Source organism: Phenylobacterium sp. T106 (assembly GCF_057219735.1).
This window is the reverse complement of sequence record NZ_JBXVWA010000004.1, coordinates 396,418-422,836: the sequence shown is the minus strand read 5'-3', so window position 1 is coordinate 422,836 and position 26,419 is coordinate 396,418. Positions and strand designations below refer to the sequence as shown.

Here is a 26,419-nt window from a genome sequence, read left to right as displayed (position 1 = left end):
GGCGCGTCATGCCGGGCCTGTGGGACAACCCGAACGATAGCGCGGAGCGCGCCGCCGCGCCCACGGCGACGTTCCATGCCCGCGTCGCCGGGGTGGGGCTCATCACCACCGTGGTGGTGCTCGTGGCGGCGTGTCTCACCTTCATGCTGCAGCAGTGGGCCGTAGCCCGCACGCAGTCGCATCGCTTCCACGAGGAACTGGCCGAGATCACGGCGCAGGTCGCGGCGCCGTCCGTCGCCTCGCCCGACCCGCGGGCGCTGGCGGCCGCCCTTGCGACCCTCAAGGTCAGCAAGGACGTGATTTCGGCCAGCGTCGTGGACGCGGAAGGCCGCCGGCTCGCGGCGATCGCCACCCGCGCGCCGCCCAAGGGCGGCGCCACGGAGGTCATCACGCGCACGGTGACGCTCGGAGGCAAGCCTGCGGGGCAGGTCAGCGTGACCGTCGAGCAGCCGTCCCTCGCGCCCATGCTGCCGCAGTTCATCGCGCTGACGTTCGTCCTGCTGTTCGGCGGCGTCGGCGTGGCCCTGTTCCTTGCGCGAAGCCTCGCGCACAACGTCATACGCCCGGTCCAGGCGCTCTCGCAGGGCATGCACGAGGTGGCGGCGACCGGCAGCTTCACGCCCGTCCCGGTCGACGCCTCGGACGAGCTGTTCCAGAGCCTCACCGAGAGCTTCAACCACCTTCTGGCGAAGCTCGCCGAGCGGGAGGACGACCTCAAAGCCGCCATGCGCGAGCTGGAGGTGGCGCGGGACGCCGCCAACGCCGCCAATGTGCTGAAGACGCAGTTCCTGGCCAACATGAGCCACGAGATCCGCACGCCGCTGAACGGCGTGCTGGCCATGGCCGAGGTCATGGCCATGGGCGACCTGGCGCCCGTGCAGCGCGACCGCCTCGACGTGATCCGCCGGTCCGGCGGCCTTCTCCTCGCGGTGCTGAACGACGTCCTCGACCTGTCCAAGATCGAAGCCGGCAAGCTCACGCTGTTCGAAGAGGATTTCGACATCGAGGCCGCGGTGGACGCCGTGCGCGACAACTTCGTCGTGATGGCCGAGGCCAAGAGCCTGGACTTCCAGGTCGAGGTCGACGACGCCGCGAAGGGCTGGTGGCGCGGCGACGCCGACCGCCTGCGGCAGATCATGGGCAACCTGCTGTCCAACGCCGTGAAGTTCACCCCGTCCGGCGCCGTGTCGCTCCAGGTCGACGTCGCGGCCTCGGGCGGCCTCAGGCTGACGGTCAAGGACACCGGCGTCGGCATCTCGCCCGAGAAGCTGCCCAACCTGTTCGAGAAGTTCACCCAGGCCGACAACTCCGCCACCCGCCGCTTCGGCGGCACGGGCCTCGGCCTCGCGATCTGCCGCGAGCTGACCCAGATGATGGGCGGCTCCATCGAGGTGGAGAGCCAGGAGGGCCACGGCTCGACGTTCATCGTCGAGGCGCCGCTGGCGCGCGGCGGACCGGCGGCCTCCCAGGCGTCCGAGTCCGGACCGGGCTCCGAAGACGCCAACCTCCGCATCCTCGCGGCCGAGGACAACCCGACCAACCAGCAGGTCCTGGCCGCGGTCCTGGGCTCGCTGGGCATCGAGGTGCACATCGTTCCCGACGGCAAGGAAGCCGTGGAGGCGTGGCGCACCGGGACCTACGACCTGATCCTGATGGACATCCAGATGCCGGTGATGGACGGCATCGCCGCCGCCGCCGGCATCCGGGCGGCCGAGCGGTCGAGCGGCCGCCGCCGCACGCCCATCGTCGCGCTGACGGCCAACGCCCTCAGCCATCAGGTCGAGGAGTACCTGGCCGTCGGCATGGACGCGCACGTCGCCAAGCCGATCGAGATCGCCAAGCTGTACGACGCCATCTCCGGCGTCCTGAACGCCGCCGCCACCGACGGCGTGTCCCCCAGTCAGGCCGGCGTCGCCGCCTGATCTCGGATTTATTCGCCTCTCCAATTCGTAATGTAGATGAATGACTTCCGACTGGGCGGCTCAGAACTGCTTCAGCCGTCGGGTGTTTTTATCCGCTGCATGGAAGCCGGCTCCCCCCGGCCTCCGCACGGATAGGAGATACGCCATGAAGAAGTTCGCTCTCACCGCCCTCGCCGCCGCGGCCGCCATGACGGCGCTGCCCGCCGCCGCCCAGCCTTATGGCCGCGACCACGACCGTTACGAGCGTTACGAGCGCAGCGACCGCCACGCGAGCGGCTGGCAGCAGCAGCGCGACTGGAACCGCGGTTTCGAGATCAACCAGAGGCAGCGGGTGCTGGACCAGCGGATCGACCGCGGCCTGCGCCGGGGCGACCTGACCCGCAGCGAAGCCGCGCAACTGCGCCAGCGGTTCAACCAGATCGTGCGCATCGAGGCCCGCTATCGCCACAACGGCCTGAGCCGCTGGGAGCGCAATGACCTCGAGCAACGTCTCGCCTCGCTCGAAGCGAACGTGGACCGCAACCTGCGTGACGGCCAGTACGCCTATCGCCGCTAAGGTGTGACGCTCCGCCCGCCGGTCTGGCCAGCGGAGACCGACGCGCCCTCGGGAACTTCCCGGGGGCGCGTTCGCGCGTTCAGAGGCGCAGGCGGCTCTCGACCACCGTCACGGCGCGGCCGCGGATCAGCACCCGCGCCCCCCGATGCTCGCACTCCAGATCGCCGCCTCGGCCCGGGTAGGCCTGGTGGAACCTCACCGTGTCGCGCCCGAGCTTCTGCGAGAACAGCGGGCTCAGGATGCAGTGCAGCGACCCCGTCGCGGGGTCCTCGGGGATGCCGGAGCCGGGGGCGAAGAAGCGGTCGACGACATCGCACGGGGCGTCCCTGCCGGCGATCGCCGCCACGCCCACGTTGCCGCGTCCGCCGGTGGCTGCGCTCGAGACGGCGTTCAGCGCCGCCAGGTCGGGTTTGAGGCCCCGCACCGTCGCTTCGTCGTCGAACACCGCGACGAGATAGGGGCCCGCCCAGACCTCCGAGGGCGTGGCGCCCAGCGCCTCGGACAGGCCGTCCGGGACGTCGGTCCGCACCGGCGGCTGGGCCGGGAAGTCCATCTCGTAGCCGTCGCCGCGACAGGCGACCGTCAGCGGCCCCGACGCGGTGTCGAAGACGAGGCGGTCCGCCGTCAGCCCCAGTTCGGCCAGCAGCACATGCCCGGACGCCAGGGTCGCATGCCCGCAGAGCGGCACCTCCAGAAGCGGCGTGAACCAGCGCAGGCCCAGGCGCGCCGGATCCGGCGTCCGCAGCAGGAACGCCGTTTCGGCCTGGTTGTTCTCGGCCGCGAGCGCCTGCATCCAGGCCGTGTCGGGCCAGGCCTCGAAGGGCTCGACCACGCAGGCGGGGTTGCCGCGAAACGGGGCGGACGCGAAGGCGTCCACGGTCCACTGGCGCACGGGCGGCCTCCTTCGGTTGGCGCCTCGCACTTGCGGCGGCGGCCGCGCTTCGGCAAGGGCCAGTTCCGCGCCGCCGGACCGGGCCGCCGCCCGCCCCCGTCGCTGCACCCTCACGGGCTCGAGGCCGTTACATGCCCATGGACATGATCGAAGACCTGGAACGGCGCGCCGCCGAGGCCGAGGCGGCCGGCGACGCGGAGACGGCCGAGCTGCTGCGCGAGGCGATCGGACGGCTCCGCAGCGGCGATTCCGCCCTGCGCGAGCAGGCGCCGGGGAAGATGGGGCTCGGATCCAGCCAGGAACGCTATGCCGCCGCCGACCGGCGACAGGGCCTGCCGAAGCGGCCCGACCCGCTGACGCGCGGCCACAGGCCCGGCGGGCGCCGCCGCGGCTGATCGCGGCTACGGCGCGGCCGAGACCAGGATCTCGCGCTTGCCGGCGTGGTTCGCGGGGCCGACGACGCCTTCCTGCTCCATGCGCTCGATGAGCGAGGCGGCGCGGTTGTAGCCGATCTGCAGGCGGCGCTGGATGTAGCTGGTCGAGGCCTTGCCGTCGCGGGTGACGACGGCGACCGCCCGGTCGTAGAGGTCGTTGCCGTCCCCGTCGCCGCCGCCGTAGCCGCCCCCGTCGCCGTCGCCGTCCTCGTCGTCGCCGCCGGCGGTGACCTCGTCGAGGTAGGCGGGCTGGCCCTGGTCGCGCAGGAACCTGGCCACGGCCTCGACCTCGCCGTCCGACACGAACGGGCCGTGCAGACGCGTGATGCGGCCGCCGCCGGCCATGTAGAGCATGTCGCCCTGGCCCAGCAGCTGCTCGGCGCCCTGCTCGCCCAGGATGGTCCGGCTGTCGATCTTCGAGGTGACCTGGAAGCTGATCCGCGTCGGGAAGTTGGCCTTGATGGTGCCGGTGATCACGTCCACGGACGGGCGCTGAGTGGCCATGATCAGGTGGATGCCGGCCGCGCGCGCCATCTGCGCCAGGCGCTGGACGGCGCCTTCGATGTCCTTGCCGGCCACCATCATCAGGTCGGCCACCTCGTCGATGATGACCACGAGGTACGGCATCGGCTCGGGCCGGATCTTCTCGCTCTCGAAGATGGGCCGCCCGGCGTCGTCGAAGCCGGTCTGCACCGTGCGCTCGAAATGCTCGCCCTTGGCGATGGCCTCGCGGGCCCGCTCGTTGAACGAGGCGATGTTGCGCACGCCGATCTTCGACATGCGGCGGTAGCGGTCCTCCATCTCGCGGACGGTCCACTTCAGCGCGACGATGGCCTTCTTGGGATCGGTGACGACGGGCGCCAGCAGGTGCGGGATGCCGTCGTAGACCGACAGCTCCAGCATCTTGGGATCGATCATGATCAGCCGGCACTGCTCGGGCGGCAGCCGGTAGAGGATCGACAGGATCATGGCGTTGACGCCCACCGACTTGCCCGAGCCGGTGGTCCCCGCGATCAGCAGGTGGGGCATCTTGGCGAGGTCGGCGATGTAGGGCTCGCCGCCGATCGTCTCGCCCAGCACCACCGGCACCACCTGGCCGCCGCGCTCGTACTCGGGCGCGGCGAGGAGCTCGCGCAGATAGACCGTCTCGCGCCGCTGGTTCGGCAGCTCGATCCCGATGGCGTTGCGCCCGGAGACCACCGAGACGCGGCAGGCGGCGACGCTCATGGAGCGTGCGATGTCGTCGGCGAGCGCCACGACGCGGGCCGACTTCACGCCGGCGGCGGGGACCAGCTCGTAGAGCGTGACCACGGGGCCGGGCCGGATCTGGTCCACCTGGCCGCGGACGCCGAACTCGGCCAGCACGCTCTCGAGCAGCTGGGCGTTCTGGCGCAGGGCGCCCTCGTCGTACTGCGCGGCGCGGGCGGGCGCCTTGGTGAGCATGGACAGCTCGGGCAGCTGGAAGCCGCCCTCCTGGGCGAAGGCGAAGGTGGCCTGCGCCTCCTTGACCTCGCGGGCGCTCTCCTTGGGCGGGGCCTTCGGCGCCTTGACGGTGAGGGTGCGCTCGTCCACGGCGGCCTCGGGCTCGTCGTCGGCCGCCGCTTCGGGGACGACCGGCGGAGCCGCGGCGCGGTCGCGGCGGGCCACCTTGGCGGCCGCCACCGGCTCGGGTCGGGCCGCCTTCAGCTTCGGCTTGGGCGTGAGCGCGTGCGACAGCCAGTCGGCGACCCCGCGCGCGTCCAGCCGCGACAGCCCCAGGCTGTAGCCATAGGCCACGGCCCCGGCGAGGCTCAGGACCAGTCCCGCGATGAGGCCGCCCTGGGGAATCCGGGCGTACCCGATCAGGCCCGACAGGCCGGCCAGGAGCGAGTCGCCCCAGAACCCGCCCAGCCCCTTGGCCAGCGGCCAGGCGGCCGGGACCGGCGCCCAGGCCAGCGCGCCGGCCAGCATCAGCACGCCCAGGGTCCCGATGGCGGCGCGCAGGCGCAGCCGGGCGCGGGAGGCGTCGGGGTCGGGATCGGCGACGCGGGACAGGCCGACCGTCACGATCAGGAGCGCCAGCAGGCCGGCGGCCACGCCCAGCGACTGCACTCCGATGTCGGCCAGCACCGCGCCGCCGCCGCCGAGGGCGTTCGTCGGCTGAAGCGGGCTTGCGGCGTTCAGGCTCGGATCCGCCGCGTTGTAGGTGGCGAAGGCCGCGGCCAGGGCCACGCCGAACGCCGCGGTCACGCCGCCGCGCAGGCGCGCGGTCGCGGGATGCCGCCAGGTGAGACTGCCGATGTGGAGCGCCAGCTCCCAGCCGGTCTTTCGCGCCACCCGCGCCATCGAATCCCCACGCTCCGAACTGCCGAACACCCCTTTCTGCCGCCGCGACCGTTAATCGCGCGTTTACCGTGATCGCGCCGCGGCCGGACGGGCTTCCGCAGGGCGGGCCGGCGCATTAGGGTCCGCGCCATGTCCTGGTCGATGCCCCGTCCCGTCCTGCAGCTCGTGGCGACCGCCCTCGTCGTGGCGTGCCTCGGCGCCTTCGCGCTGGGCGTGTTCACCGCTCCGGCCCGCGGCCGCCTGCCCGGCGACGGTCCCGTGGGCAAGGGCGCGGCCGTGCTGCAGGCCCAGGAGGCCACGCCGCTCATCGACGAGAGGATCGGCGGCGCGCCGACGCCCGAGGAGCTCACGCCCGAGGAGCAGGCCGCGCTCGAGGCCGAGGAGAAGGCCAAGGCCGAAGCCGCCGCCCTCGCCAAGGCCGAGGCCGAGAAGGGCGCTCCGGCCGGCCCGGAAGCCGCGGCGGCCGTGACGCCCGCGCCGCCGCCCGCGGTGGTCGAGGCGGCGCCCGCGCCGACGCCGCCGCCGAAGGTGGAAGAGCCGGTGTTCTAGGCGGCGCAGCGCCGCTCCGCCGCCCGCCCCTACACGCCGTTCTTCTTGAAGAAAGCCAGCATCTTGCCCCAGGCGTCCTCGGCCGCCTCCTTGTTGTACGAGGGCCGATAGTCGGCGTGGAATCCGTGCTGGGCGCCGGGGTAGACGATGATGTCGCTGCCGGTCTTGCCCGCGGCCGCGAGCGCCGCCTTCATCTTCTCGACGTCCGTCAGCGGGATGCCGTTGTCCTTCTCGCCGTAGAGGCCGAGCACCGGCGCCTTCAGCTCGGGCGCGAGGTCGAGCGGATTGCGGTTCGACGCGTCCCCCGGCGACATCCCGGACGTGAGCCGGCCGTACCACGCGACGCCGCACCTGAACTCCGCGAAGCGGGCGCAGGCCTCCCAGGTCACCGCGCCGCCCCAGCAGTAGCCGGTGACCGCCACCCGCTTCGCGTCCGCGAAGGACTGCGCCTTGAGCCAGTCGAGCGCGGCCTTGATGTCGCCGGTCACCTGGGCGTCCGTGGCAGTGGCCACGATCTTCATGATCGCGGGGAAGTCGGTGAGCTTCGACGGATCGCCCGCGCGGACGAAGAAGTCGGGCGCGATCACCACATAGCCGGCCTTGGCGAGGCGCCGGCAGGTGTCGCGGATGTACTCGTGCAGCCCGAACACCTCCGAGATCAGCACCACGCAGGGGAACCGTCCGTTGCGGGCGGGACGGGCGACGAAGGCGGGGATCTCGCGGTCGGCCGCCTTGATCGTCAGCTCGCTCTGCACGAGGTTCGTCCCGTCGGTCCTGATCGGCTCCGCCTGGGCGGACCAGGCGGCGACGGCGTAGCCGCCGGTCAGCGCCAGGGTCAGGCCGCGGCGCGACAGGTGCAGGTCCTCGGGGCGCGTGCCGTCCGGGCGGGTTAGGGTGACCATGGCGTTTCCTCCAGCATTGGGGCCGTCGCCGGCGCCGGTCGGCGGCCCGGACCCCGCAGGACCATCAGGGGCCCGCCGGGAGTTGATGGGTTTCGCCGTCGAACATCAAGGCCGACCGCCATGAGCCTGCGCATGAAACCCCTGGCCGTCCGCCGCCTCACCGCCGGCGAGCGGGCGCTCGGCGCGGAGGTGTTCGGCGAGGCGCTGGATACGGACCGCGTGAGGATCCTCGCGCTGCCCGCCTGGAACCGCGCGTTCGTCACGGGGACGCGGCTGGTGGTGTGGCCGGCCGCCACGGCGCCCCTCGACTTCGCCGACGAGCCGCTCCGCCGGCAGGCCGTGTTCGTCCATGAGCTCACGCACGTCTGGCAGGCGCAGCGGGGCGTGGGGCTGCTCTTGGCGAAGATCAAGGCGGGCGATGGCGCGGCGGCCTACGCCTACGACCTGGAGCGCGGGCCGGGGTTCGCGCGGCTGAACATCGAGCAGCAGGCCATGGTCGTGGAGCACGCCTTCATCGCCTCGCGGGGCGGCGAGACGCCGCACCCGGCCGAGCTCTACGCCGCAGCCGCCACGAACTGGCGGGGCGTCGCATGACAAGCCCCTGTCGAGATTGGGGCTTTGCCCTTGCAGGGCCCCCGAGTTTCCCCATATCCGCTCTCGACACCGGCCTTCGCCCGAAGCAGGGCCGGACGGGACGTAGTCGAACCGGGGGCGTCGCTATTCTCGGGCGCTTCATCAGAAGGCCCACCCGCGGCGTCCGCCAACAGGAGCGAGCAGACGACTGATGAGCAAGATTATCGGCATCGACCTCGGCACGACCAATTCGTGCGTGGCCATCATGGACGGCAAGACGCCGAAAGTGATCGAGAACGCCGAAGGCGCGCGGACCACGCCCTCGGTGGTCGCCTTCCAGGATGACGGCGAGCGCCTCGTGGGCCAGCCCGCCAAGCGCCAGGCGGTCACCAACCCCTCCAACACCCTCTTCGCGATCAAGCGCCTGATCGGCCGCAACTTCGACGACCCCGTGGTGTCGAAGGACAAGGGGATGGTGCCCTATGACATCGTCAAGGGTCCGACCGGCGACGCCTGGGTCAAGGCCCAGGGCAAGGACTACTCGCCCCAGCAGGTGTCGGCCTTCATCCTGCAGAAGATGAAGGAAGCCGCCGAGCAGCACCTCGGCGAGAAGGTCGAGAAGGCGGTGATCACCGTCCCGGCCTACTTCAACGACGCCCAGCGCCAGGCCACCAAGGACGCCGGCAAGATCGCCGGCCTGGAAGTCCTGCGCATCATCAACGAGCCGACGGCGGCCGCGCTGGCCTACGGCCTCGAGAAGAACGACGGCAAGAAGATCGCGGTCTACGACCTGGGCGGCGGCACCTTCGACGTCTCGATCCTGGAGATCGGCGACGGCGTCTTCGAGGTGAAGTCGACCAACGGCGACACCTTCCTGGGCGGCGAGGACTTCGACCTGCGGCTCGTCGACTACCTGGCCGACGAGTTCAAGAAGGAGCAGTCGGTCGACCTGCGGAAGGACAAGCTGGCCCTCCAGCGCCTGAAGGAAGAGGCCGAGAAGGCGAAGAAGGAGCTGTCCAGCGTCACCCAGTACGAGGTGAACCTGCCCTTCATCAGCATGAACGCCTCGGGCCCGCTGCACCTCAACATCAAGCTGTCGCGCGCCAAGCTCGAAGCCCTCGTCGAGGACCTGATCCAGAAGACCGTCGGCCCCTGCGAGCAGGCGCTGAAGGACGCGGGCCTGAAGAAGTCCGACATCGACGAGGTGATCCTGGTCGGCGGCATGACCCGCATGCCCAAGGTCGTCGAGACGGTGAAGGCGTTCTTCGGTCGCGAGCCGCACAAGGGCGTGAACCCCGACGAGGTCGTGGCGCTGGGCGCCGCCGTGCAGGCGGGCGTCCTGGCCGGCGACGTCAAGGACGTGCTGCTGCTCGACGTGACCCCGCTGACGCTGGGCATCGAGACGCTGGGCGGCGTGTTCACCCCGCTGATCGAGCGCAACACCACGATCCCCACCAAGCGCAGCCAGACCTTCTCGACCGCGGACGACAACCAGTCGGCCGTGACGATCCGGGTCTTCCAGGGCGAACGCCCGATGGCGCAGGACAACAAGCTGCTGGGCCAGTTCGACCTGGTCGGCATCCCGCCCGCCCCGCGCGGCGTGCCGCAGGTCGAGGTCACCTTCGACATCGACGCCAACGGCATCGTCCACGTCACCGCCCGCGACAAGGCGACCAGCAAGGAGCAGTCGATCCGCATCCAGGCCAACGGCGGCCTCTCGGATTCGGACATCGAGGCCATGGTCAAGGAAGCCGAGTCCAACAAGGCCGACGACGAGAAGCGCAGGGCGGCCGTCGAGGCCAAGAACCAGGCCGACGCGGTCATCCACTCGACCGAGAAGGCGCTCGCCGAGCATGGCGACAAGGTGGGCGAGGCCGACCGGTCCGCCATCCAGTCGGCGCTCGACGACCTGAAGGGCTCGCTGGAGGGCGGCGACGCCGAGGCGATCTCGGCGAAGACCCAGACCCTCATCCAGGCTTCGATGAAGCTGGGCGAGGCCATGTACAAGGCCCAGCAGGGCGACGACGGCGGCAGCGCCGACGGCGCCTCGTCCCAGGGCGGCTCCTCTGACGACGTGGTCGACGCGGAGTTCGAGGAAGTCGACGGCGACGGCAAGAAGTCGGCGTGACAACGCGCCCCATGGCGTCCGGACCTGCCTCACGGCATGAAGGCGTCATTGGGGTCGTCGCCGCCGCCTTCGCGGTTGCTGAAGCAACAGGTTCCCCCGCCCGCTCGGTCTTGCTAAGCCTTGCAGCCGGGCGGGGGGCCACCCACTTCAATTCACACCAGTTTTCGAGCGCCTGACGACTCATGCGGGACTATTACGAGATCCTGGGCGTGGAGCGCGGCTGCGACGAGGCCGCGCTGAAGTCCGCCTTCCGCAAGCAGGCGATGGAGCACCATCCCGACCGCAATGGCGGATGCGAGGATGCGGCCAGCCGGTTCAAGGAGATCAACGAGGCCTACTCGGTCCTCTCCGATCCCCAGAAGCGCGCCGCCTACGACCGCTTCGGCCACGCCGGCGTCAACGGCCAGGGCGGCATGGGCGGCGGCCAGTTCCACGACGTGGGCGACATCTTCAACGAGGTGTTCGGCGACGTCTTCGGCGACATGTTCGGCGGGCGCGGCCGGCAGGCGCGCGGCGGTCCGGCGCGGGGCAACGACCTGCGCTACGACCTGGAGATCACCCTCGAGCAGGCCTATGCCGGCTCCGAGGTCGAGATCACCGTCCCCGTGACCATGACCTGCGAGCCCTGCGAGGGCTCGGGCGCCAAGCCCGGCACCAGCCCGACCACCTGCACCACCTGCCACGGAGCCGGCCGCGTGCGGGCCAGCCAGGGCTTCTTCTCCATCGAACGCACGTGCCCCCGCTGCGGCGGCTCGGGCCGCATGGTGATGGACCCGTGCGTCGAGTGCCGCGGCGCCGGACAGATCCGCAAGACCCGGACCCTGGCGGTGCGGATCCCCGCGGGCGTCGACGACGGCGCGCGCATCCGCTTGGCCGGCGAGGGCGACGCCGGCCTGCGCGGCGGGCCGCGCGGCGACCTCTACATCTTCGTCTCGGTGAAGCCGCACGAGCTGTTCGAGCGCGACGGCCTCGACCTGCTGTGCACCGTGCCCGTGCCGATGTGCACCGCGGCGCTGGGCGGCGAGATCGAGGCGCCGTGCCTGATGGGCGGCGCGGACTGCGACGGCGCCTGCAAGATCGAGGTCAAGGTCCCCGAGGGCGCCCAGACCGGCCGCACGGTTCGCGTGAAGGGCCGCGGCATGCCGTCGCTGCGCGGACCGCAGCGGGGCGATCTGGTGGTCGAGCTGTTCGTCGAGACGCCCACCCACCTGACCGCGCGCCAGAAGGAACTGATGCGCGAGCTCGCCGGCCTCTGCGGCGAACAGCAGCACCCGAAGGCGGCCGGCTTCACCGGCAAGGCCCGGAAGTTCTGGGACAGCGTCCTGGGCCAGGCCTAGGGTCCGCATTCAGTACCCGCCCATCCCGGCGAAGGCCGGGATCCAGATGGAATGGTTCAGACGCGGGTTCCGCAAGCTTGGAGCCCCTCCAACCACGACCTCGCACCAGGATCTGGGTCCCGGCATTCGCCGGGACGGTCGGAAGCTGTTGAGATCGCGAGCTGCGCGACGACCCCTCCCGCGCCGCGGGAGAGGACGCGAAGCCCCCTACTTTTTCGGCCGGTACGCCACCAGCACATTGCCCCCCGTCTGGCCGAAGCTCGCGTAGCCCGAGGGCACGAACAGCATGCCGTCGCCGGCGAACGGCCCGGCCGCGTCGATCGAGCCGCCCTTGCCGTCGATCCCGTTCACGGTCTTGAACGGAACGGCCGTGTCGTGCGTGGCGAGCAGCTTGCCGGTCGCCGCCTCGAACACGTGGAACCGGCCGTCGAGGCTGCCGGCGAACACCGCCCCGTCCACCACCAGCGGCGGCGCCGAGAGTCCGTGCCGGATCGCGCAGCCCGCCACGCGGGTCTTGCGCTCGCCGGAGCAGTCGGGCGTCGACGTCCACGACCAGGCGAGCTTGCCGCTGGCGATGTCGATGGCGTAGAGGCCCGCCGCGTTCAGCGGGGCCGGGACGCCCGGATCCGAGATCGGCGCGAACACGCGCACGCCGTCGGTGGCGATGCCCCAGTGGACGCCGCCCAGGGCCGAGCCCTTGCCGAACTGGTGGCGCCACACCTTCCTGCCGGTGCCCGCGTCGACCGCCCAGACCTCGCCCGATTTCTGGCCGCCCAGCACGAGGCTCTTGCCCCTGCCCTTCCACAGGAGCGGCCCGCCGCCGAAATCGTGGTCGAGGAGCACGCTGCCCTCGCCGGCGAAGAAGCAGTTGGGGTTGATCTTCTGGCCGGGCTTCGGCGCGCCGATGGGGCAGGCCATGTGCCAGATGTCGTTGGCGAGCGCCTGGAACACCCACTTGGTCTTGCCGGTCTTCAGGTCGATGGCGACGAGGGAGTCGGTGGTGCCCGGGTCGGGCGGCGAGGTGCCCTCCCCCGTCGAGGTGTAGGCCACGCCCGCCTTCAGGTCGACCGAGGGACTGGACCAGATCGGGGCGCCCGAGGGCCCGAACATCTCGACGCCGGCCGAGTTCTTGCGGCCCAGCGGCTTGGCGTCGGGCATGGTGTGCCAGGTCCACAGCAGCTTGCCGTCCGCGGCGCTGACGGCCGCCACCGCCCCGTGCGTCTTGCAGCATTCGTAGCCCTGCCGCATCGCCAGGCCCACGTCGGCGGCCGAGATCGGGACCAGGATGCGATCGCCCGCGAAGAGCGGCGTGCCCGACAGCGGGACCTGCTTGTCGTGCCGCGGATCGACCCGCCACAGCACCTTGCCGTCACGGGCGTCGAAGGCGGTGAGGTGACCGCTGTTGTCGCCGCCCACCAGCGCCCAGGGCCCGTTCGGACCCAGCCGGCCGTAGGCGAGGCTGGCGCGCAGGTTCGACGGCGTCTGGACGGCCCACTTCACGCAGCCGGTCCGGGTGTCGAGCGCCAGCAGGTGCCCGGCCTGGCCGGCCGGATAGAACAGCGTGGACCCGACCACGACGCCCTGCCCCCGGAGGCCCGAGGTGCGCGGCAGGGCCAGCGCCCAGGCGACCTCGAGGTTGGCCGCGTCGCGGGTGCTGAACCCCGCCTGCGCGGCCGTCATCCGCCGGGAGTTGTCGGTGTCGACGCCGAAGCCCACCTGGGCGGGCCTGGCCGAGAGGTCGACGGCGCGCTTGTCCTCGGCGCACCGATTGCCGTCGAGCCAGGCCGTGCCGACCGGCCCCTCGGGCGCGGCGAGATAGGCGACCACGTCGCGGATCTGGCGGCGATCCATGCCGTCGCCGATCGGCTTCATCACGCCGGTGGTGAGCGCCGCGGCGATCTGCTGGGCGCTCATCTTGCGCAGGGCGCTGAACGCCGGCGTGCGGCTGCCGGCCTCGGGCGCGTTGTGGCAGGCGGCGCAGAGCTGGTCGTAGACCGCCTTGCCCGGCGGCTCGAACCCGTCGGTGGCCTGCGCCTGCGCCAGCCCCGCAAGGCCCATGCCCGCCAGCACCGCCGCCGCGGCGGCCACGCCCGCCCCAGCCAGAGGTTTCCAGACGCCCATTGCCGTTTCCCCAACTCTTCTTGGCGCGGAGGCTAGCGTCCCGGACATGCGTCAGGATTGCCCGCCTGAAATCACCGTACCGGTTTGCGGCCGCGCGCCCTTTCAGCTAGAGACACGCCTCCGCTGAAGACGCACCCGTAGCTCAGCTGGATAGAGCGTTGCCCTCCGAAGGCAAAGGTCACACGTTCGAATCGTGTCGGGTGCGCCAGCGGCTTCGATGTTTCATGACGATGGTCCAGGTTGGCTTGGCGAGGCCTTGCGCGCCGCGCGCACGCTGAGGGCGACCACGTGCGGCCTGCCTGGCGCGGGGCATTCGGTCTACGTGGTGCTGCTGCGCGATCGCCGCCGGGCCGAGCCTTGGGGCCTCTACGTGGGCCAGACCGCGCGCGACCCCGACCTGCGGTTCGACCAGCACAAGGCCGGCTACAAGGCGAGCGGCGCCGCGCGGCGTTTCGGCGTGCGGCTGCTGCCGGACCTCACCGCCCATCTGAACCCCATGCGGCGGTGGGAGGCGATCGACCTGGAGGCGGCGCTGGCCGAGGCGCTCAGGCGCGCCGGCGTGGCGTGGGTCGAGGGCGGACACTGAGCGCGCGCCCTCCCGTTAACCTCCTGACAAGGAATTGTGGCGGTGCGGCCACGCTCGGTGAGAAAGCGGCGGCCCGCTCGCGATACGTGTAACGGTGTTGCGCGCATCGCCTAGCGGGGGCGGGGGGCGGCGCGTAGCTGTCCGGCCAATCAGACGGCCCGAGAGCCGTCGCAAAAAGGTCGGAGAGAGAACGAGATGACCCTTCGCAAGCTGATGCTCGCCTCGTGCGTGAGCGGCCTGGCCCTGGCGGTCGGCATGCCCGCCGCGGCGCAGACGGATGTCGCCGAGGTCGAGGAGCTGGTGGTCACGGCGCGCAAGCGCGACGAGGCGCTGATCGATGTCCCCTTCTCGGTGGCGGCGCAGACCGAGCAGGTCATGCGCGACCGCGGCGTGACGAACGTGGAAGAGCTGTCGCGCACCGTCGCGAGCTTCACCGTCCAGAACCTCGGCCCCGGCCAGAGCCAGGTGGCGATCCGCGGCATCTCGGCCGGCCAGATCGTCCGTGACCAGCCGGGCGTGAAGGAACAGGTGGGCGTCTACCTCGACGAGAGCGTGATCTCGCTGTCGCTGTTCACGCCGGACCTGGACCTCTTCGACCTGAACCGCGTCGAGGTGCTGCGCGGCCCGCAGGGCACGCTCTACGGCTCGGGCTCGCTGTCGGGCACGGTGCGCTACATCACCAACCAGCCGACCACCGACCGCTTCGAGGGCGTGATCGAGGGCACGGTCTCCAAGGTCGAGCATGGCGACGTCGGCTACAACCTGAAGGGCACGATCAACGCGCCGATCAACGACATGATGGCGCTGCGGGTGACGGCCTATACCGAGCAGTTCCCGGGCTTCATCGACGCCCTGCAGCCCGGCGGCGGCGTCGAGCGCGACGTGAACGACGGCGTGCGCCGCGGCGTCCGCGCCGCGCTGCTGATCAAGCCGAGCGAGAACCTGACGATCACCCCGCGGGTGCTGTACCAGGACATCGACGTGGACGGCTTCAACCGCGTCGACATCTACAACATCCTCGCCAACGAGTTCACCACCACGCGCCCCCGCGCGCGCCTGGGCGGCCTGAAGCAGTTCACCCAGCTGAAGGAGAAGTTCGAGGACGAGTTCTTCCTCGCCGACCTGAACGTCCAGATGGACTTCGGCGGCCTGCGCCTCACCTCGATCTCGACCTTGACCGACCGCGACGTGCTGGTCCTGCGCGACGCCACCGCGCTCACCGGCTCGATCACCGGCGGCTCCATCGGCCTGCCGCAGGCGGTCTACACGATCGACGCGCCGCTCTACGACACCACCGACGTCCAGAGCTTCACCCAGGAGGTGCGCCTCGCCTCGACCGGCGAAGGCCCGCTGCAGTGGGTGGTGGGCGCGTTCTATTCCGACATCGACCGCGACTACGCCCAGGACCTGCGGGTGGTGGGCTTCAGCGCGGCCACGGGCATCCCGACCGCCAGCGACCGCGCGCCGACGGACAGCCTCTATTTCTCCACGGTTCCCTACAAGCAGAAGCAGATCGCCGCGTTCGGCGAGGCCACGTTCTCGGTGACCGAGCGCCTGGATGTGACCGCCGGCCTCCGCTACGCCGACTACGAGGAAAGCCGCGAGCTCACCTTCGACGGGATCTTCGCCGACAAGACCATCGAGGTCCCGGGCAAGACCAAGGCCGACAGCTGGGCGCCGCGCCTCATCGTCGCCTACGAGGCGACCGACGACGTCACCCTGAACGCGCAGGTGTCCAAGGGCTTCCGTCTGGGCGGCATCAACGACCCGCTGAACCGCCCGCTGTGCACCCCCGCCGACTTCGCCACCTTCAACGCCCTGTCCCAGCCGAGCTTCAAGAACGAGACGGTCTGGAACTACGAGGCGGGGATGAAGGCGCGGTTCGGCGGCGGCGCGGGTTCGCTGACGCTGGCCGGCTTCTACGCCGACATCGACAACCTGCAGGCCACCATCGACGCCGGGTCGTGCTCGTCGCGGATCATCGCCAACGTGCCGTCGGCCAAGTCGGTCGGCTTCGACGCCGAGTTCGCCTACCGGCTGACCGAGAACTTCGATGTCGCCGCGACGGCCTCGTACAACGACGCCGAGCTGACCTCGAGCCTGCTGGACTCGGCCGGCCAGCCGATCCAGGGCCTGCGCGACGGCAACCGTCTCCCGACCGTGCCGAAGTTCCAGGCCTCGCTCAGCGTCGGCTACGAGCGGCCGCTCGCCAGCGGCGCCGAGGTGTTCTCGAACCTCACCGTCCAGCACGTGGGCAAGCGCTACACCCAGGTGTCGGACCAGGAGAACAACCCCCGTTCCGTGGCCCTCTTCCCGAACGTGGGCGGCCAGCCGGCCGCCAGCCTGATCTTCCCGCTGGAGCTGCCGAGCTACGAGGTGGTGAACCTGCGCATCGGCGTCCGGGGCGACGGCTGGGAGGGCGCCCTGTTCGTCAACAACCTGGGCGACGAGCGGGCGAAGCTGGCCATCGACCGCGAGCGCGGCCTGCGGGCCCGCTACGGCTTCCTGACCAACGCGCCGCGCACCTGGGGCGCGACCCTGCGGCGCGAGTTCTAGTCACGCCGCGCCGTCACGGCGCGGACAGACCGACGAGGGCGGGACCAAGGTCCCGCCCTTTGCGTGTCTGGCGCCTCGCCTGCCGGGGCGAAGACCGCTATGGCTGGCGCCATGGGGAAGGGCCAGTCGCGAGCCGCCGCCGTCCTGCTCGGCCTCTCGGCGCTGGCCTGGGCCGGCGCGGCGATGGCGCACAACATCGGCGGGACCGACGCCGCCTTCGTGGCCGCCACGCGGGGCCCCGACCCGATCCCCTTCGCCTACCTCGGCGCCAAGCACATGGTGACGGGCTACGACCACCTGCTGTTCCTGGTGGGCGTCATCTTCTTCCTGTTCCGGCTGAAGGAGATCGCGCTCTATGTGAGCCTCTTCTCGCTGGGCCACTCGATCACGCTGCTGGCGGGCGTGCTGCTGAGGCTGGAGGTGGAGCCGCACCTCGTGGACGCGGTCATCGGGCTGTCGGTGGCCTACAAGGCCTTCGACAACCTCGGCGGCTTCCGGACGGTGTTCGGCCGCCAGCCGGACACGCGGATCGCCGTGCTGGGCTTCGGGCTGATCCACGGCTTCGGCCTGGCCACCAAGCTGCAGGCGCTGAACCTCAACCCCGACGGCCTGGTCGTGAACCTTGTCGCCTTCAACATCGGCGTCGAGCTGGGCCAGATCGCGGCGCTGTCCCTTATCCTGGTGGCGATGACCTACTGGCGGCGCTCGAAAACCTTCCGGCCGATGGCGGCCGGCGCCAACGTCCTCCTGATGCTGGCCGGGTTCGTGCTCGCCGGCGACCAGATCGCCGGCTTCATCCTCGACGGAGCGGTCTCATGAGCGAGCCACCGACCCTCTCGCGCGGCCGCCTGCTGGCCGTCACCGCGGCCACGCTCGCAGCGGCGGTCCTGATCGTGCTGGGCGTGATCCTGCCGGCCGAGTTCAACCGGGATCCGCTGGGCGTCGGCAAGCTCTCGGGCCTGTCGCGGCTCTGGGCGCCCGACGAGGTGGAGGTCGACGCCCGGAGCGGCGGCGCGGCGCGGGCGCGGGAATACGCGGCGCCGTTCCGGACCGACGTCGTCGAGATCCCGCTGGGCGGCTTCCTGGACGGGGTCGAGAAATCCGAGCTCGAGTACAAGGTGAAGATGGCGAAGGACGCCACCCTCATCTACGCCTGGGAGGTGGTCGGCTCGGCCGATGCGCGCGACTTCCACTATGACCAGCACGGCCACACGACGCCCGCGCCGGGACAGCCGATGACGGTGGCCACCTACCGGCAGGCCTTCGGGCTCAGGCAGCAGGGCGCGCTCACCGCGCCCTTCGACGGCATACAGGGCTGGCAGTTCTCGAACTCCAGCGAGAAGCCGGTGGTTGTGCGCCTGCGGCTGGCGGGCTTCTACGAGCTCGTGCCGGCGGGCCAGCCGGGCAACGAGGCCGGGATCGTCGCCAACGTCCCCGCGGCCCAGGCCCGGCCGGATCGGGCCGGGGCTGCAACACCTTCGCCATAATCCGGGCGTTCCGTGGCGGGACAGGAGTTCCCGCATGCGCGTCGCCGCCGTCCTCGCCCTCGCCCTCGCCGCGTCGCCGGCTGCCGCGGCGGAGCCTCCGCAGGCCACGGCCGCGGCCGCCGGCGGCAGCGTCGGCGACCAGATCGCCGAGTTCCTGCGGACCTCGCCCGCCGCGCCGATCGAGGAGGGCGTCGCCGGCGTGACGCCCCGCGACGACGGCGCCGACGATCGGAGAGTCCACGGCGAGGTCGCGGTCGCCGTCGGCACGGGCGGCTACCGGAGCGTCTACATGCGCAGCGAGATGCCCCTGGGTCGGACCGGCCGGCTCAGCCTGGCCTTCGGCGACGAGCGCTCGCGGCGCGGGGGCGTGCGGGGCCCGGACGCCGGGCCGCCCTACGGCGCCTTCGGCGTCGACCGACAGCGCTGCGACCTGGAAGGCCTGACGCCGCCGCGCGCCCTGGACGTGATGGGCGGTCCGCACGGCCGCTGCGTGCGGCCGCCGAGCTGGTAGGCCGGCGCCCTACTTCTTCTCCGGGGCGGCGGGCAGGGGATCGCCCTCCGCCGGCCCCTGCGCCTTCATCTGGGGCTCGATGACGAACTGCTCGTGGCAGGCGACGCAGACCTCGTAGATGCGCCCGCCCTCGTCGAACACCGCCTTCTCGTCGTGCTTTTCGGCCGCGGCCCGGGCCAGCATGGCCCTCTCGCTGAGCATGCGGGAATACTTGTTCCAGTCGGCCTCGGGCGCTCGCGTCCGGCCCGGCATCTGCAGCACGTTGCCGGCCTCCACCAGCATGGTCGCGCCCGTCACCAGGACGTCCCACCCCTCGTCGGTGGTGGGGTAGAGCGAATGCTCGCCCTTCTCGTCGACCATCGTCCCCGAGTTCTTCCAGATCATGAAGGCGGCCGGGTCCACGAAGTGGCCCATGAACTCGTTCATGGGGATCTCGGTGTTGAACTTGGCGCCGGGCGCGCCCCCCTTGCCCGGCGAGCAGGCGGCCAGGGCGGCGGCGGCGGCGAACAGGATCAGGCGTCTCAAGGCGTACTCCATCTCGTCGCGTCGCAGACTAGCGGCCTTGCGCGCGCCGCGCACCGTACTGAACCGTAGCGACGGGGTTACACGGGCGCCGACTCCCGCGAGAGGCGAACATCGTTTCCCGGGCGGCCCTCTGCGCATAGGATGTCTGCGACACGACCATCGCCCGCTGACACGGGGCCGGCGAACCCTGACGGGGAGCTACGATGCGACGTCTCCTGGCTGGCGCCATGGCCGCTTTGGCCGTGGGCGGGGCCGCTCATGCAGCAGACTATGTTGTCGTCAACGTCTCGGGCACGGCCATGCCGTGGCTGTGGGAAGATGGCGGCCTCAACACCGACTACCAGTTCGGGATCCAGGACGGGACCGGACCCGCGATCTTCGACTTCGCCGACCTGGGCATCGGCGAAGGGGACGACTTCGGCATCCTCTTCGTGCCGGGCGGCCTGATCGATGTGTTCGGCAACCCGCCCAGCGTCGACAACCGCGGCGACACGGCGACCGGCATCAAGAACGACGCCCTGGGCTTCTCGGGGACCGCGTTCCCCAGCCTGTACATGTCGGGCGAGTACCAGACCGAAGCCCACGCCGGGGTGCACCTGGGCGCCCTCGTCGGGACCTACGCCGACGACGCCGGCAGCGTCCTGGGCCCCTTCTCGCTGGGCACCGTCTTTGACGACGGGTCCTGGCTGGTCGGGTTCTCGACGTCGCGGGGCGCCGGGATCACCCGCCTGCAGTTCGGCGTCAACGACGACATCTTCGCCGACAACACCGGGTCGTTCCAGGTGTGCGTGGACCGGGCGGACGACGCCTGCTTCAACGCCTTCTACGGCAACGGCGGCGGGGTGGTTCCCGAACCGGGGACGTGGGCCTTGATGATCGCCGGCTTCGGCCTGGCGGGCGCGACTCTGCGCCGGCGGCGAGCCCTCGCCGCCTGAACGCGCGGGGGGAGGCCGGCTGGTCCGCATGGCCGGCCTCCCGACGCGCACTCATGCCCTCGCAAGCTGCGCATGAGGGCAGAATGATGCGCCTTGCGCTGACGCGACGCCTGATGTCTACCTCCGCGGGCTGAAACCTCGGCAAACGGCCGCCGTTTGCCGTAGAGTGCGTCGTCCCCCCGCGAGGCCCCCTTGACCACCCAACCGACGCCGCCCCCCGCGGCCACCGCCCTGGAGCTCATCGGCCGCACGCCGATGGTCGAGCTGCAGGACTTCGACACCGGCCCCTGCCGCCTGTTCGTGAAGCTGGAGAGCGCCAACCCCGGCGGCTCCATCAAGGACCGCATCGCCCGCTCGATGATCGAGGCGGCCGAGGCGGACGGGTCGCTGAAGCCGGGCGGCGTGATCGTCGAGGCCACCGCCGGCAACACCGGCCTGGGCCTCGCCCAGGTCGGGATCCTCAAGGGCTACAAGCTGCTCCTCGTGGTGCCCGACAAGATGGCGCGTGAGAAGATCCAGCACCTGCGGGCCATGGGCGTCGACGTGCGGATCACCCGCTCGGACGTGGGCAAGGGCCACCCGGAATACTACCAGGACATGGCCGCGGCGATCGCGGCCAAGCTGAACAACGCCGTCTACATCAACCAGTTCTCGAACCCGGCGAACCCGCTGGCGCACGAAACCTCCACCGGCCCCGAGATCCTGGAGCAGATGGGCGGCGACGTGGACGCGGTCGTGGTGGGCGTGGGCTCGGGCGGCACGCTGACGGGCCTGGGCCGCTTCTTCCGCAAGGCCTCGCCGAAGACGAAGATGGTCCTGGCCGATCCCGTGGGGTCGATCCTCGCGCCCCTGGTCGAGCGCGGCGAGAAGGTCGAGCCCGGCTCTTGGGTGGTGGAGGGCATCGGCGAGGACTTCATCCCCGACAACTGCGACCTCGACCTGGTGGCCAAGGCCTACGAGATCCCCGACGCCGAGAGCATCGCCACCGCCCGCCTGCTCCTGACCAAGGCCGGCATCCTCGGCGGATCCTCGTCCGGGACGCTGCTCGCGGGCGCCCTGCGCTACTGCCGCGAGCAGACCGAGCCCAAGCGGGTGGTCACGCTCGTGTGCGACACTGGCAGCCGCTACCTCTCCAAGGTCTACAACGACAGCTGGGTCGCCGAGCAGGGCCTGGTCGACCGCGAGCTGCACGGCGACCTGCGCGACCTGATCGCCCGCAGCACGGGCGACGCGGTCACCGTCGGCCCGGACGACACCCTGCTCACCGCCTACAACCGCATGCGCGCCGCCGACGTGAGCCAGCTCCCCGTGCTGGACGACGGGCGCCTGATCGGCCTGATCGACGAGAGCGACCTGCTGGAGGCCGTCGAGGACCGCCGCCAGGACCAGCGCTTCCGCCAGCCCGTCGCCACCGCCATGACGGCCAAGCTGCACACCCTGCAGGCGGGCGAGCCTCTCGACGCCTTGCTTCCGATCTTCGAGCGTGACGAGGTGGCGATCGTGATGGAGGGCCGCGAGTTCCTGGGCCTCATCACGCGCATCGACCTGATCAACTACCTGAGGCGCGCGGCGTGACCGACGAGACTTCCAGGGGCCGCAACCGGCTGGACTTCGCCACGCGGGCCATCCACGGCGGCCAGGCGCACGATCCGACGACCGGCGCCGTCACGGTGCCGATCTACGCCACCTCCACCTACGCCCAGTCCAGCCCGGGCGTGCACCAGGGCTTCGAGTACTCGCGCAGCCACAATCCCACGCGCTTCGCCCTCGAGCGGGGCGTCGCCGACCTGGAGAGCGGGACGCGCGGATACGCCTTCGCCTCGGGGCTGGCGGCCATGGCGACGCTGCTGGACGTGCTGGACGCAGGCGACCACGTGATCGCGAGCGAGGACCTCTACGGCGGCTCGTTCCGGCTGTTCGACAAGGTGCGCGCCCGCTCGGCCGGTCTCGCGTTCAGCTACGTCGACCTGGCCGACGTTTCGGCGATCGAGGCGGCGATCACGCCGCGCACCCGCATGGTGTGGGTGGAGACGCCGACGAACCCGCTGCTGCGCCTCGCCGACCTGGAGGCGATCGCGGACCTCTGCCGCCGCCGCGGCCTGATCGCGGCCGCCGACAACACCTTCGCCAGCCCCTATGTGCAGCGCCCGCTGGAGCTGGGGTTCGACGTGGTGATGCACTCCACCACCAAGTACATCGGCGGCCACTCGGACGTGGTCGGCGGCGCCCTGGCGGTGGGCGACAACGCCGAGCTTCGCGACCAACTCACGTTCCTGCAGAACGCGGTGGGGGCGGTGGCCTCGCCGTTCGACAGCTTCCTCACCCTGCGGGGGATGAAGACCCTGGCCCTGCGCATGCAGCGCCACTGCGAGAACGCCCAGGCCATCGCCGAGTGGCTGGAGGCGCGCCCCGGCGTGGGCCGCGTGATCTACCCCGGCCTGCCCAGCCACCCCCAGCACGACCTGGCGCGGCGGCAGATGCAGGGCTTCGGCGGCATGATCACCGTGGTGCTCGACCGCGACCTCGAGGGGACGCGGCGGTTCCTGGAGCGCACCCGCCTGTTCACGCTCGCCGAGAGCCTGGGCGGCGTGGAGAGCCTGATCGAGCATCCGGCCATCATGACCCACGCCTCGATCCCCGCGGAGACGCGCGAGCGGATCGGCATCTCGGACGGCCTGGTGCGCCTGTCGGTCGGCGTCGAGGACGTGGGCGACCTCATCGCCGACCTGGAGCAGGCGCTGGCCTGAGTCCTCAGGCGGCGGCCGTGCGCCGCCGTGTGCGGACCGCCGTCCCCACGGCGCCGAAGCCGAGGATCATCATCGCCCACGTGGCAGGCTCGGGAACGCCGCCCGTGGGAATGGCCGTCACCTCGAAGGCGATGTTGTCGATCCCCACGTCGTAGGCGTCCGGCCCCCACTGGATCCGGATGCCGTCGGAGCGGGTGAGGTTTGACGCGAACGACTGGTGCGTAAGGCCGATGATCAGGTTGGGGAAGGCGCCCAGCACGTCGCCGTTCCCCCCGAGGAGGGTGACCTGCGAGCGTCGGTTGTCCCCGCCGTAGGAGCCCAGGTCGAAGCCCAGGAGGGTGACCTGGAAACCCGCCAGGGGGCGGAGGAAGACCTCGCTGACCGCGCCCGGATCCCCCCAGGCCACGCCGTGGAGGTCGCTGTAGACGTTCCACCACGACAACGACCCGCCGTTGGGCTGGGACCGCCTGTACTCGACGTCCAGCTGGCCGGCGATGTCGCCATAGCTCTGCAGGATGCTCGCGTAGTTGCTGCATCCGCCCGAGCAGGCGCCCCCGTCGAAGGTGAGCACGTCCGCCGCGGCGATGGTCGGCGCGGCCGCCAGCACCGTTGCGATCGCCGCCCCGATGGCGGTCGCGGTCTTGATCCCGAATGACATGAAAACCCCTGCCTGCTGTCAGCGTCGGGCGATGCTGGCCCGCGGCGGCCGGGCCGCGCATCCTGCAAACGGATGATCCCCAGGAGGCGAGTGCCCGCCTGCACCGGGGCGCCGATCGCCGCTCACGCCCCCGGCGCCGTGATCGTGACCGGGCGCCGCGCGCCCACGTCGATCGCACGAAATCACCCCGGAACCGGGCGTTGAGCCGCGCGATCGTTCGCCTCGGCCAGGATCTGGGGGCGCGCGCTTCCCGCGCCTCCCGCAGCGCCCCGAACGACTACGCCTGTTTCGACGCCGAAACACGGGCGCGGCGCGATTGACGACCCTGCGGGCCTGCGGTTGGCTGACGGGATCGAGCGCCCGCCAGAGGCGCCATCCGGAGGAATGTCGAGATGACCACGGCCCTCGCCGCGGCCGATCGCCTGCCGCTTCGCACCAAGCTCGCGTTCGGCGTGGGAAGCGCCGCCGAGGCGATCGCGCTCTATGCGGTGCTCACCTACGTCATGCTGTTCTACAACCAGGTGCAGGGCGTCCCCGCGCACTGGGTCGGCATCGCCATCTTCTGGAGCCTGATCCTCGACGGGCTGACCGAGCCGATCGTCGGCTCGTGGTCCGACCGCACGAAGTCGAAGCTGGGCCGGCGGCACCCGTGGATGTACGCCGCCCCGTTCCCGATCGCGCTCAGCTTCTACTTCATCTTCGTGCCGCCGGCCGGCCTCAGCGAGCTGCAGCTCGCCATCTGGTGCGGGGTGTGGGTGGCGGTCCTGCGGCAGGTGATGACCTTCTTCCATACGCCGCACCTGGCGCTGGGGGCCGAGCTGTCGCCGCACTACACCGAGCGCTCCAAGGTGATGGCCTACGTCAGCTTCTTCAGCTGGGCGGGCGCATCGTCCATGGCCTGGATCGCGCTGACCTACTTCTTCCCGAGCACGCCCGAGTACCGCAACGGCCTGCTGAACCCCGAGCCGTGGAGCACCTTCGCCCTGGTGTTCGCCATCGCCATCGTGGTGGTGCTGTTCGGGTCGGCGTGGTTCACCCGCGACCGGATCCCGTACCTGCCGCAGCCGGCGGCCGACACGCCCAAGTTCAGCGCCGCGGAGTTCATCAGCGACATCTGGAAGGCGCTGCGGAACGTCAACTACGTCTGGCTGCTGGTGGGCTACTTCTTCCTGTCGATGATGATCGGCCTGCGCGAGAGCCTGCGGATGCACGCCGCGCTCTTCTACTGGCAGTTCACCACCGAGGAGCTGCGCTACTTCATCATCGGCAGCTTCGCCGGCTACGTGACCGCCTTCATCTTCGCCGCGAAGATGCACGGCCGCTACGACAAGCGGCGGACTGCGATCATCTCGTGCCTGATCTACTCGGTGGTCCCGGCGATCCCGCTGGCCCTCGGCATGGCCGGCGTCCTCACGCCACAGACGCCGAACCTGCTCGCCATCCTGATCGCCATGGGCGCCGTCGGCTATGGCGCCGCCGCGGTCATGAGCATCAGCGTGATGTCGATGCTGGCGGACATCGCCGACGAGAACGAGCTGCGCTTCGGGGTGCGCCAGGAGGGCATCCTCTACTCCACGCGGGCGCTGTCGGCGAAGATCGACCAGGCGATCGGCTCGCTGCTGGCCGGCTGGGTGCTGGTGGCCATCGCCTTCCCCGAGAAGGCGAAGCCGGGCGAGGTGGATCCGGGCGTGCTCTACAGCCTGGCGGCCTGGGACGGCGTTCTGGCGGCGATCCCGGGGGTGATCGCGGCGCTCTGCTACGGCCGCTACCGGATCAACAAGGAGACCTACGAGGCCACCCGCGCCGCGCTGGCGGCGCGCCGGGTGACCCCGCCGGCCTCGGCTCCGCCGACCGTGGCGGGCGGGCCCGCGGCGGCGGTCGTCACCCCGGCGGAGTAGTTCAGCCGGGCCGCATCGCTTCCAGCAGGCTGCCGGTGTAGGCGGCGTGGCCCACATGGGTGAGCCGCGCCGAGACGTCCGCCCAGATCTCGCCGCCCAGGTCGCGCCAGCGGCGGCAGAAGGCGTAGTCCTCCGACAGGTACTGGCCGGTCTCGGGCTCGATCATGGTGTCGAACACCATGACGGCCTCGGGCGCCTGGGCGTCGGCCATGTCGCGCATCTTGGCGCGCAGCTGCGGATAGGCGTCGAACAGGCGCTGCATCGCGGCGCGCCGGATCATCAGGAAGCCCGTTCCGCCGTAGGCCACCTGAGCGTAGCCGTCGTTCACCTCGATGCTGTTGTCCGGCGTGGGCAGGAAGCGGACCACGTAGCCGATGGCCGCCGTCTGCAGGTCCTTCACCCCGGCCAGGGCCGCGCGGCGCACCTTCTCCCAGTCGATCTGCTTCAGCGGGCAGACGGCGGCGATGACGTCCTTCTCGGCCTCCAGCAGGCGGAAGACGTTCTCGGGCCGGAAGCCGATGTCGGCGTCGATGTAGAGGATGTGGGTGGCCTGCGGATGCGCCAGGAACTGGGCCGCCAGCCGCGAGCGGCCGCGCGTGATCAGGGCCTCGCCGCCCATCATCTCCACGTGCAGGCCGATCCCCTTCACCCGGCAGGCCTCCTGCAGGTCGAGCAGGGACTTCACGAAATAGAGGTTCAGCTGGCCGCCGTAGCAGGGGACGGCGAGGTAGATGTACGGGGACGGGCTCTGGGACGGCATGGCGGCGACCATAGTGG

Annotated in this window: 22 protein-coding genes, 1 tRNA gene and 1 pseudogene; 17 read left to right on the top strand and 7 right to left on the bottom strand. The window is 71.0% G+C overall.

The window, feature by feature from the left end:
* The first annotated feature begins 8 nt into the window (after positions 1 to 8).
* Positions 9 to 1,922, top strand: a complete 1,914-nt coding sequence (locus AC2D8W_RS12360) for an ATP-binding protein (RefSeq protein ID WP_484671778.1) — start codon at positions 9 to 11, stop codon at positions 1,920 to 1,922.
* A gap of 145 nt (positions 1,923 to 2,067) precedes the next feature.
* A complete protein-coding gene (locus tag AC2D8W_RS12355; protein WP_484671777.1) occupies positions 2,068 to 2,478 on the top strand; it encodes a hypothetical protein in 411 nt (136 codons plus the stop codon).
* A gap of 79 nt (positions 2,479 to 2,557) precedes the next feature.
* On the opposite strand, the gene AC2D8W_RS12350 is transcribed toward AC2D8W_RS12355, so the two are convergent.
* Positions 2,558 to 3,370: a PhzF family phenazine biosynthesis protein gene (locus AC2D8W_RS12350; protein WP_484671776.1), complete on the bottom strand. Its 813-nt coding sequence runs from the start codon at positions 3,368 to 3,370 to the stop codon at positions 2,558 to 2,560.
* Between the two features lie 137 nt (positions 3,371 to 3,507).
* On the opposite strand from AC2D8W_RS12350, the gene AC2D8W_RS12345 reads away from it, so the two are divergent.
* Positions 3,508 to 3,765 carry a hypothetical protein gene (locus tag AC2D8W_RS12345; protein WP_484671775.1) on the top strand — a complete coding sequence of 86 codons (258 nt, stop codon included), beginning with the start codon at positions 3,508 to 3,510 and terminating at the stop codon, positions 3,763 to 3,765.
* A gap of 6 nt (positions 3,766 to 3,771) precedes the next feature.
* Here AC2D8W_RS12345 and AC2D8W_RS12340 read toward each other — a convergent pair whose 3' ends face one another.
* Positions 3,772 to 6,129, bottom strand: a complete 2,358-nt coding sequence (locus tag AC2D8W_RS12340; RefSeq protein ID WP_484671774.1) for an FtsK/SpoIIIE family DNA translocase — start codon at positions 6,127 to 6,129, stop codon at positions 3,772 to 3,774.
* A gap of 141 nt (positions 6,130 to 6,270) precedes the next feature.
* On the opposite strand from AC2D8W_RS12340, the gene AC2D8W_RS12335 reads away from it, so the two are divergent.
* On the top strand, positions 6,271 to 6,678 hold the full coding sequence (locus AC2D8W_RS12335) for a hypothetical protein (RefSeq protein ID WP_484671773.1): 408 nt from the start codon (positions 6,271 to 6,273) through the stop codon (positions 6,676 to 6,678).
* Positions 6,679 to 6,707: 29 nt separating this feature from the next.
* Here AC2D8W_RS12335 and AC2D8W_RS12330 read toward each other — a convergent pair whose 3' ends face one another.
* The gene (locus AC2D8W_RS12330) at positions 6,708 to 7,580 is read right to left on the bottom strand and encodes a dienelactone hydrolase family protein (protein WP_293482075.1); all 873 of its coding nucleotides are present in this window, start codon (positions 7,578 to 7,580) and stop codon (positions 6,708 to 6,710) included.
* A 132-nt stretch (positions 7,581 to 7,712) separates the two neighbouring features.
* Here AC2D8W_RS12330 and AC2D8W_RS12325 point away from each other — a divergent pair, with 132 nt between their 5' ends.
* From AC2D8W_RS12325 to dnaJ, 3 genes and pseudogenes are all read left to right on the top strand, one after another.
* Complete coding sequence (locus AC2D8W_RS12325) at positions 7,713 to 8,174, top strand: hypothetical protein (protein ID WP_484671772.1); 462 nt, start codon at positions 7,713 to 7,715, stop codon at positions 8,172 to 8,174.
* A 148-nt stretch (positions 8,175 to 8,322) separates the two neighbouring features.
* Positions 8,323 to 10,281, top strand: a pseudogene (gene dnaK, locus AC2D8W_RS12320) (molecular chaperone DnaK); the annotation flags it as partial.
* A gap of 182 nt (positions 10,282 to 10,463) precedes the next feature.
* Positions 10,464 to 11,618 (top strand): molecular chaperone DnaJ, encoded by a 1,155-nt coding sequence (gene dnaJ, locus AC2D8W_RS12315; RefSeq protein ID WP_293482077.1) that lies wholly within the window; start codon positions 10,464 to 10,466, stop codon positions 11,616 to 11,618.
* 207 nt (positions 11,619 to 11,825) lie between these two features.
* Here the strand turns inward: dnaJ and AC2D8W_RS12310 are convergent, their stop codons facing one another.
* Entirely contained in the window at positions 11,826 to 13,739 is a 1,914-nt protein-coding gene (locus AC2D8W_RS12310; RefSeq protein WP_484671771.1) for an outer membrane protein assembly factor BamB family protein, read from the bottom strand.
* Positions 13,740 to 13,870: 131 nt separating this feature from the next.
* On the opposite strand from AC2D8W_RS12310, the gene AC2D8W_RS12305 reads away from it, so the two are divergent.
* The 6 genes from AC2D8W_RS12305 to AC2D8W_RS12280 all read left to right on the top strand — a co-directional run bounded on the left by AC2D8W_RS12305 (position 13,871) and on the right by AC2D8W_RS12280 (position 18,879).
* Positions 13,871 to 13,947: transfer RNA gene (locus AC2D8W_RS12305), tRNA-Arg, on the top strand.
* A 48-nt stretch (positions 13,948 to 13,995) separates the two neighbouring features.
* Positions 13,996 to 14,325, top strand: coding sequence for a GIY-YIG nuclease family protein (locus AC2D8W_RS12300; RefSeq protein WP_484671770.1), 330 nt, complete (start codon positions 13,996 to 13,998; stop codon positions 14,323 to 14,325).
* A gap of 195 nt (positions 14,326 to 14,520) precedes the next feature.
* Positions 14,521 to 16,881, top strand: a complete 2,361-nt coding sequence (locus AC2D8W_RS12295; protein WP_484671769.1) for a TonB-dependent receptor — start codon at positions 14,521 to 14,523, stop codon at positions 16,879 to 16,881.
* 99 nt (positions 16,882 to 16,980) lie between these two features.
* Positions 16,981 to 17,700, top strand: coding sequence for a HupE/UreJ family protein (locus tag AC2D8W_RS12290; RefSeq protein ID WP_484671768.1), 720 nt, complete (start codon positions 16,981 to 16,983; stop codon positions 17,698 to 17,700).
* Positions 17,697 to 18,368, top strand: a complete 672-nt coding sequence (locus AC2D8W_RS12285; protein ID WP_484671767.1) for a hypothetical protein — start codon at positions 17,697 to 17,699, stop codon at positions 18,366 to 18,368. Before AC2D8W_RS12290 ends, AC2D8W_RS12285 begins: the two co-directional genes overlap by 4 nt.
* 34 nt (positions 18,369 to 18,402) lie before the next feature.
* Positions 18,403 to 18,879: a hypothetical protein gene (locus tag AC2D8W_RS12280; RefSeq protein WP_484671766.1), complete on the top strand. Its 477-nt coding sequence runs from the start codon at positions 18,403 to 18,405 to the stop codon at positions 18,877 to 18,879.
* 9 nt (positions 18,880 to 18,888) lie between these two features.
* On the opposite strand, the gene AC2D8W_RS12275 is transcribed toward AC2D8W_RS12280, so the two are convergent.
* Positions 18,889 to 19,404, bottom strand: a complete 516-nt coding sequence (locus tag AC2D8W_RS12275; RefSeq protein WP_484671765.1) for a hypothetical protein — start codon at positions 19,402 to 19,404, stop codon at positions 18,889 to 18,891.
* Between the two features lie 203 nt (positions 19,405 to 19,607).
* Between AC2D8W_RS12275 and AC2D8W_RS12270 the strand changes: the two genes are divergently transcribed.
* The 3 genes from AC2D8W_RS12270 to AC2D8W_RS12260 all read left to right on the top strand — a co-directional run bounded on the left by AC2D8W_RS12270 (position 19,608) and on the right by AC2D8W_RS12260 (position 23,086).
* Positions 19,608 to 20,339, top strand: coding sequence for a PEPxxWA-CTERM sorting domain-containing protein (locus tag AC2D8W_RS12270; protein ID WP_484671764.1), 732 nt, complete (start codon positions 19,608 to 19,610; stop codon positions 20,337 to 20,339).
* Positions 20,340 to 20,531: 192 nt separating this feature from the next.
* Positions 20,532 to 21,914: a pyridoxal-phosphate dependent enzyme gene (locus AC2D8W_RS12265; protein WP_293482102.1), complete on the top strand. Its 1,383-nt coding sequence runs from the start codon at positions 20,532 to 20,534 to the stop codon at positions 21,912 to 21,914.
* The gene (locus AC2D8W_RS12260) at positions 21,911 to 23,086 is read left to right on the top strand and encodes a cystathionine gamma-synthase (RefSeq protein WP_484671763.1); all 1,176 of its coding nucleotides are present in this window, start codon (positions 21,911 to 21,913) and stop codon (positions 23,084 to 23,086) included. The genes AC2D8W_RS12265 and AC2D8W_RS12260 overlap by 4 nt, the downstream gene beginning before the upstream one ends.
* A gap of 4 nt (positions 23,087 to 23,090) precedes the next feature.
* On the opposite strand, the gene AC2D8W_RS12255 is transcribed toward AC2D8W_RS12260, so the two are convergent.
* A complete protein-coding gene (locus tag AC2D8W_RS12255) occupies positions 23,091 to 23,744 on the bottom strand; it encodes a PEPxxWA-CTERM sorting domain-containing protein (RefSeq protein WP_484671762.1) in 654 nt (217 codons plus the stop codon).
* A 392-nt stretch (positions 23,745 to 24,136) separates the two neighbouring features.
* Here AC2D8W_RS12255 and AC2D8W_RS12250 point away from each other — a divergent pair, with 392 nt between their 5' ends.
* Positions 24,137 to 25,642, top strand: a complete 1,506-nt coding sequence (locus AC2D8W_RS12250; RefSeq protein ID WP_484671761.1) for an MFS transporter — start codon at positions 24,137 to 24,139, stop codon at positions 25,640 to 25,642.
* Between the two features lies 1 nt (position 25,643).
* Here the strand turns inward: AC2D8W_RS12250 and AC2D8W_RS12245 are convergent, their stop codons facing one another.
* Positions 25,644 to 26,402 (bottom strand): hypothetical protein, encoded by a 759-nt coding sequence (locus tag AC2D8W_RS12245; RefSeq protein ID WP_293482106.1) that lies wholly within the window; start codon positions 26,400 to 26,402, stop codon positions 25,644 to 25,646.
* Positions 26,403 to 26,419: the final 17 nt, after the last annotated feature.

Bases quoted from the DNA above. Each gene is read 5' to 3' on its own strand.
- AC2D8W_RS12360 (WP_484671778.1), top strand. From the start codon at position 9: ATGCCGGGCCTGTGGGACAACCCGAACGATAGCGCGGAGCGCGCCGCC.
- AC2D8W_RS12355 (WP_484671777.1), top strand. From the start codon at position 2,068: ATGAAGAAGTTCGCTCTCACCGCCCTCGCCGCCGCGGCCGCCATGACG.
- AC2D8W_RS12345 (WP_484671775.1), top strand. From the start codon at position 3,508: ATGGACATGATCGAAGACCTGGAACGGCGCGCCGCCGAGGCCGAGGCG.
- AC2D8W_RS12340 (WP_484671774.1), bottom strand. From the start codon at position 6,129: ATGGCGCGGGTGGCGCGAAAGACCGGCTGGGAGCTGGCGCTCCACATC.
- AC2D8W_RS12335 (WP_484671773.1), top strand. From the start codon at position 6,271: ATGCCCCGTCCCGTCCTGCAGCTCGTGGCGACCGCCCTCGTCGTGGCG.
- AC2D8W_RS12330 (WP_293482075.1), bottom strand. From the start codon at position 7,580: ATGGTCACCCTAACCCGCCCGGACGGCACGCGCCCCGAGGACCTGCAC.
- AC2D8W_RS12325 (WP_484671772.1), top strand. From the start codon at position 7,713: ATGAAACCCCTGGCCGTCCGCCGCCTCACCGCCGGCGAGCGGGCGCTC.
- dnaJ (WP_293482077.1), top strand. From the start codon at position 10,464: ATGCGGGACTATTACGAGATCCTGGGCGTGGAGCGCGGCTGCGACGAG.
- AC2D8W_RS12310 (WP_484671771.1), bottom strand. From the start codon at position 13,739: ATGGGCGTCTGGAAACCTCTGGCTGGGGCGGGCGTGGCCGCCGCGGCG.
- AC2D8W_RS12295 (WP_484671769.1), top strand. From the start codon at position 14,521: ATGACCCTTCGCAAGCTGATGCTCGCCTCGTGCGTGAGCGGCCTGGCC.
- AC2D8W_RS12290 (WP_484671768.1), top strand. From the start codon at position 16,981: ATGGCTGGCGCCATGGGGAAGGGCCAGTCGCGAGCCGCCGCCGTCCTG.
- AC2D8W_RS12285 (WP_484671767.1), top strand. From the start codon at position 17,697: ATGAGCGAGCCACCGACCCTCTCGCGCGGCCGCCTGCTGGCCGTCACC.
- AC2D8W_RS12280 (WP_484671766.1), top strand. From the start codon at position 18,403: ATGCGCGTCGCCGCCGTCCTCGCCCTCGCCCTCGCCGCGTCGCCGGCT.
- AC2D8W_RS12270 (WP_484671764.1), top strand. From the start codon at position 19,608: ATGCGACGTCTCCTGGCTGGCGCCATGGCCGCTTTGGCCGTGGGCGGG.
- AC2D8W_RS12255 (WP_484671762.1), bottom strand. From the start codon at position 23,744: ATGTCATTCGGGATCAAGACCGCGACCGCCATCGGGGCGGCGATCGCA.
- AC2D8W_RS12250 (WP_484671761.1), top strand. From the start codon at position 24,137: ATGACCACGGCCCTCGCCGCGGCCGATCGCCTGCCGCTTCGCACCAAG.
- AC2D8W_RS12245 (WP_293482106.1), bottom strand. From the start codon at position 26,402: ATGCCGTCCCAGAGCCCGTCCCCGTACATCTACCTCGCCGTCCCCTGC.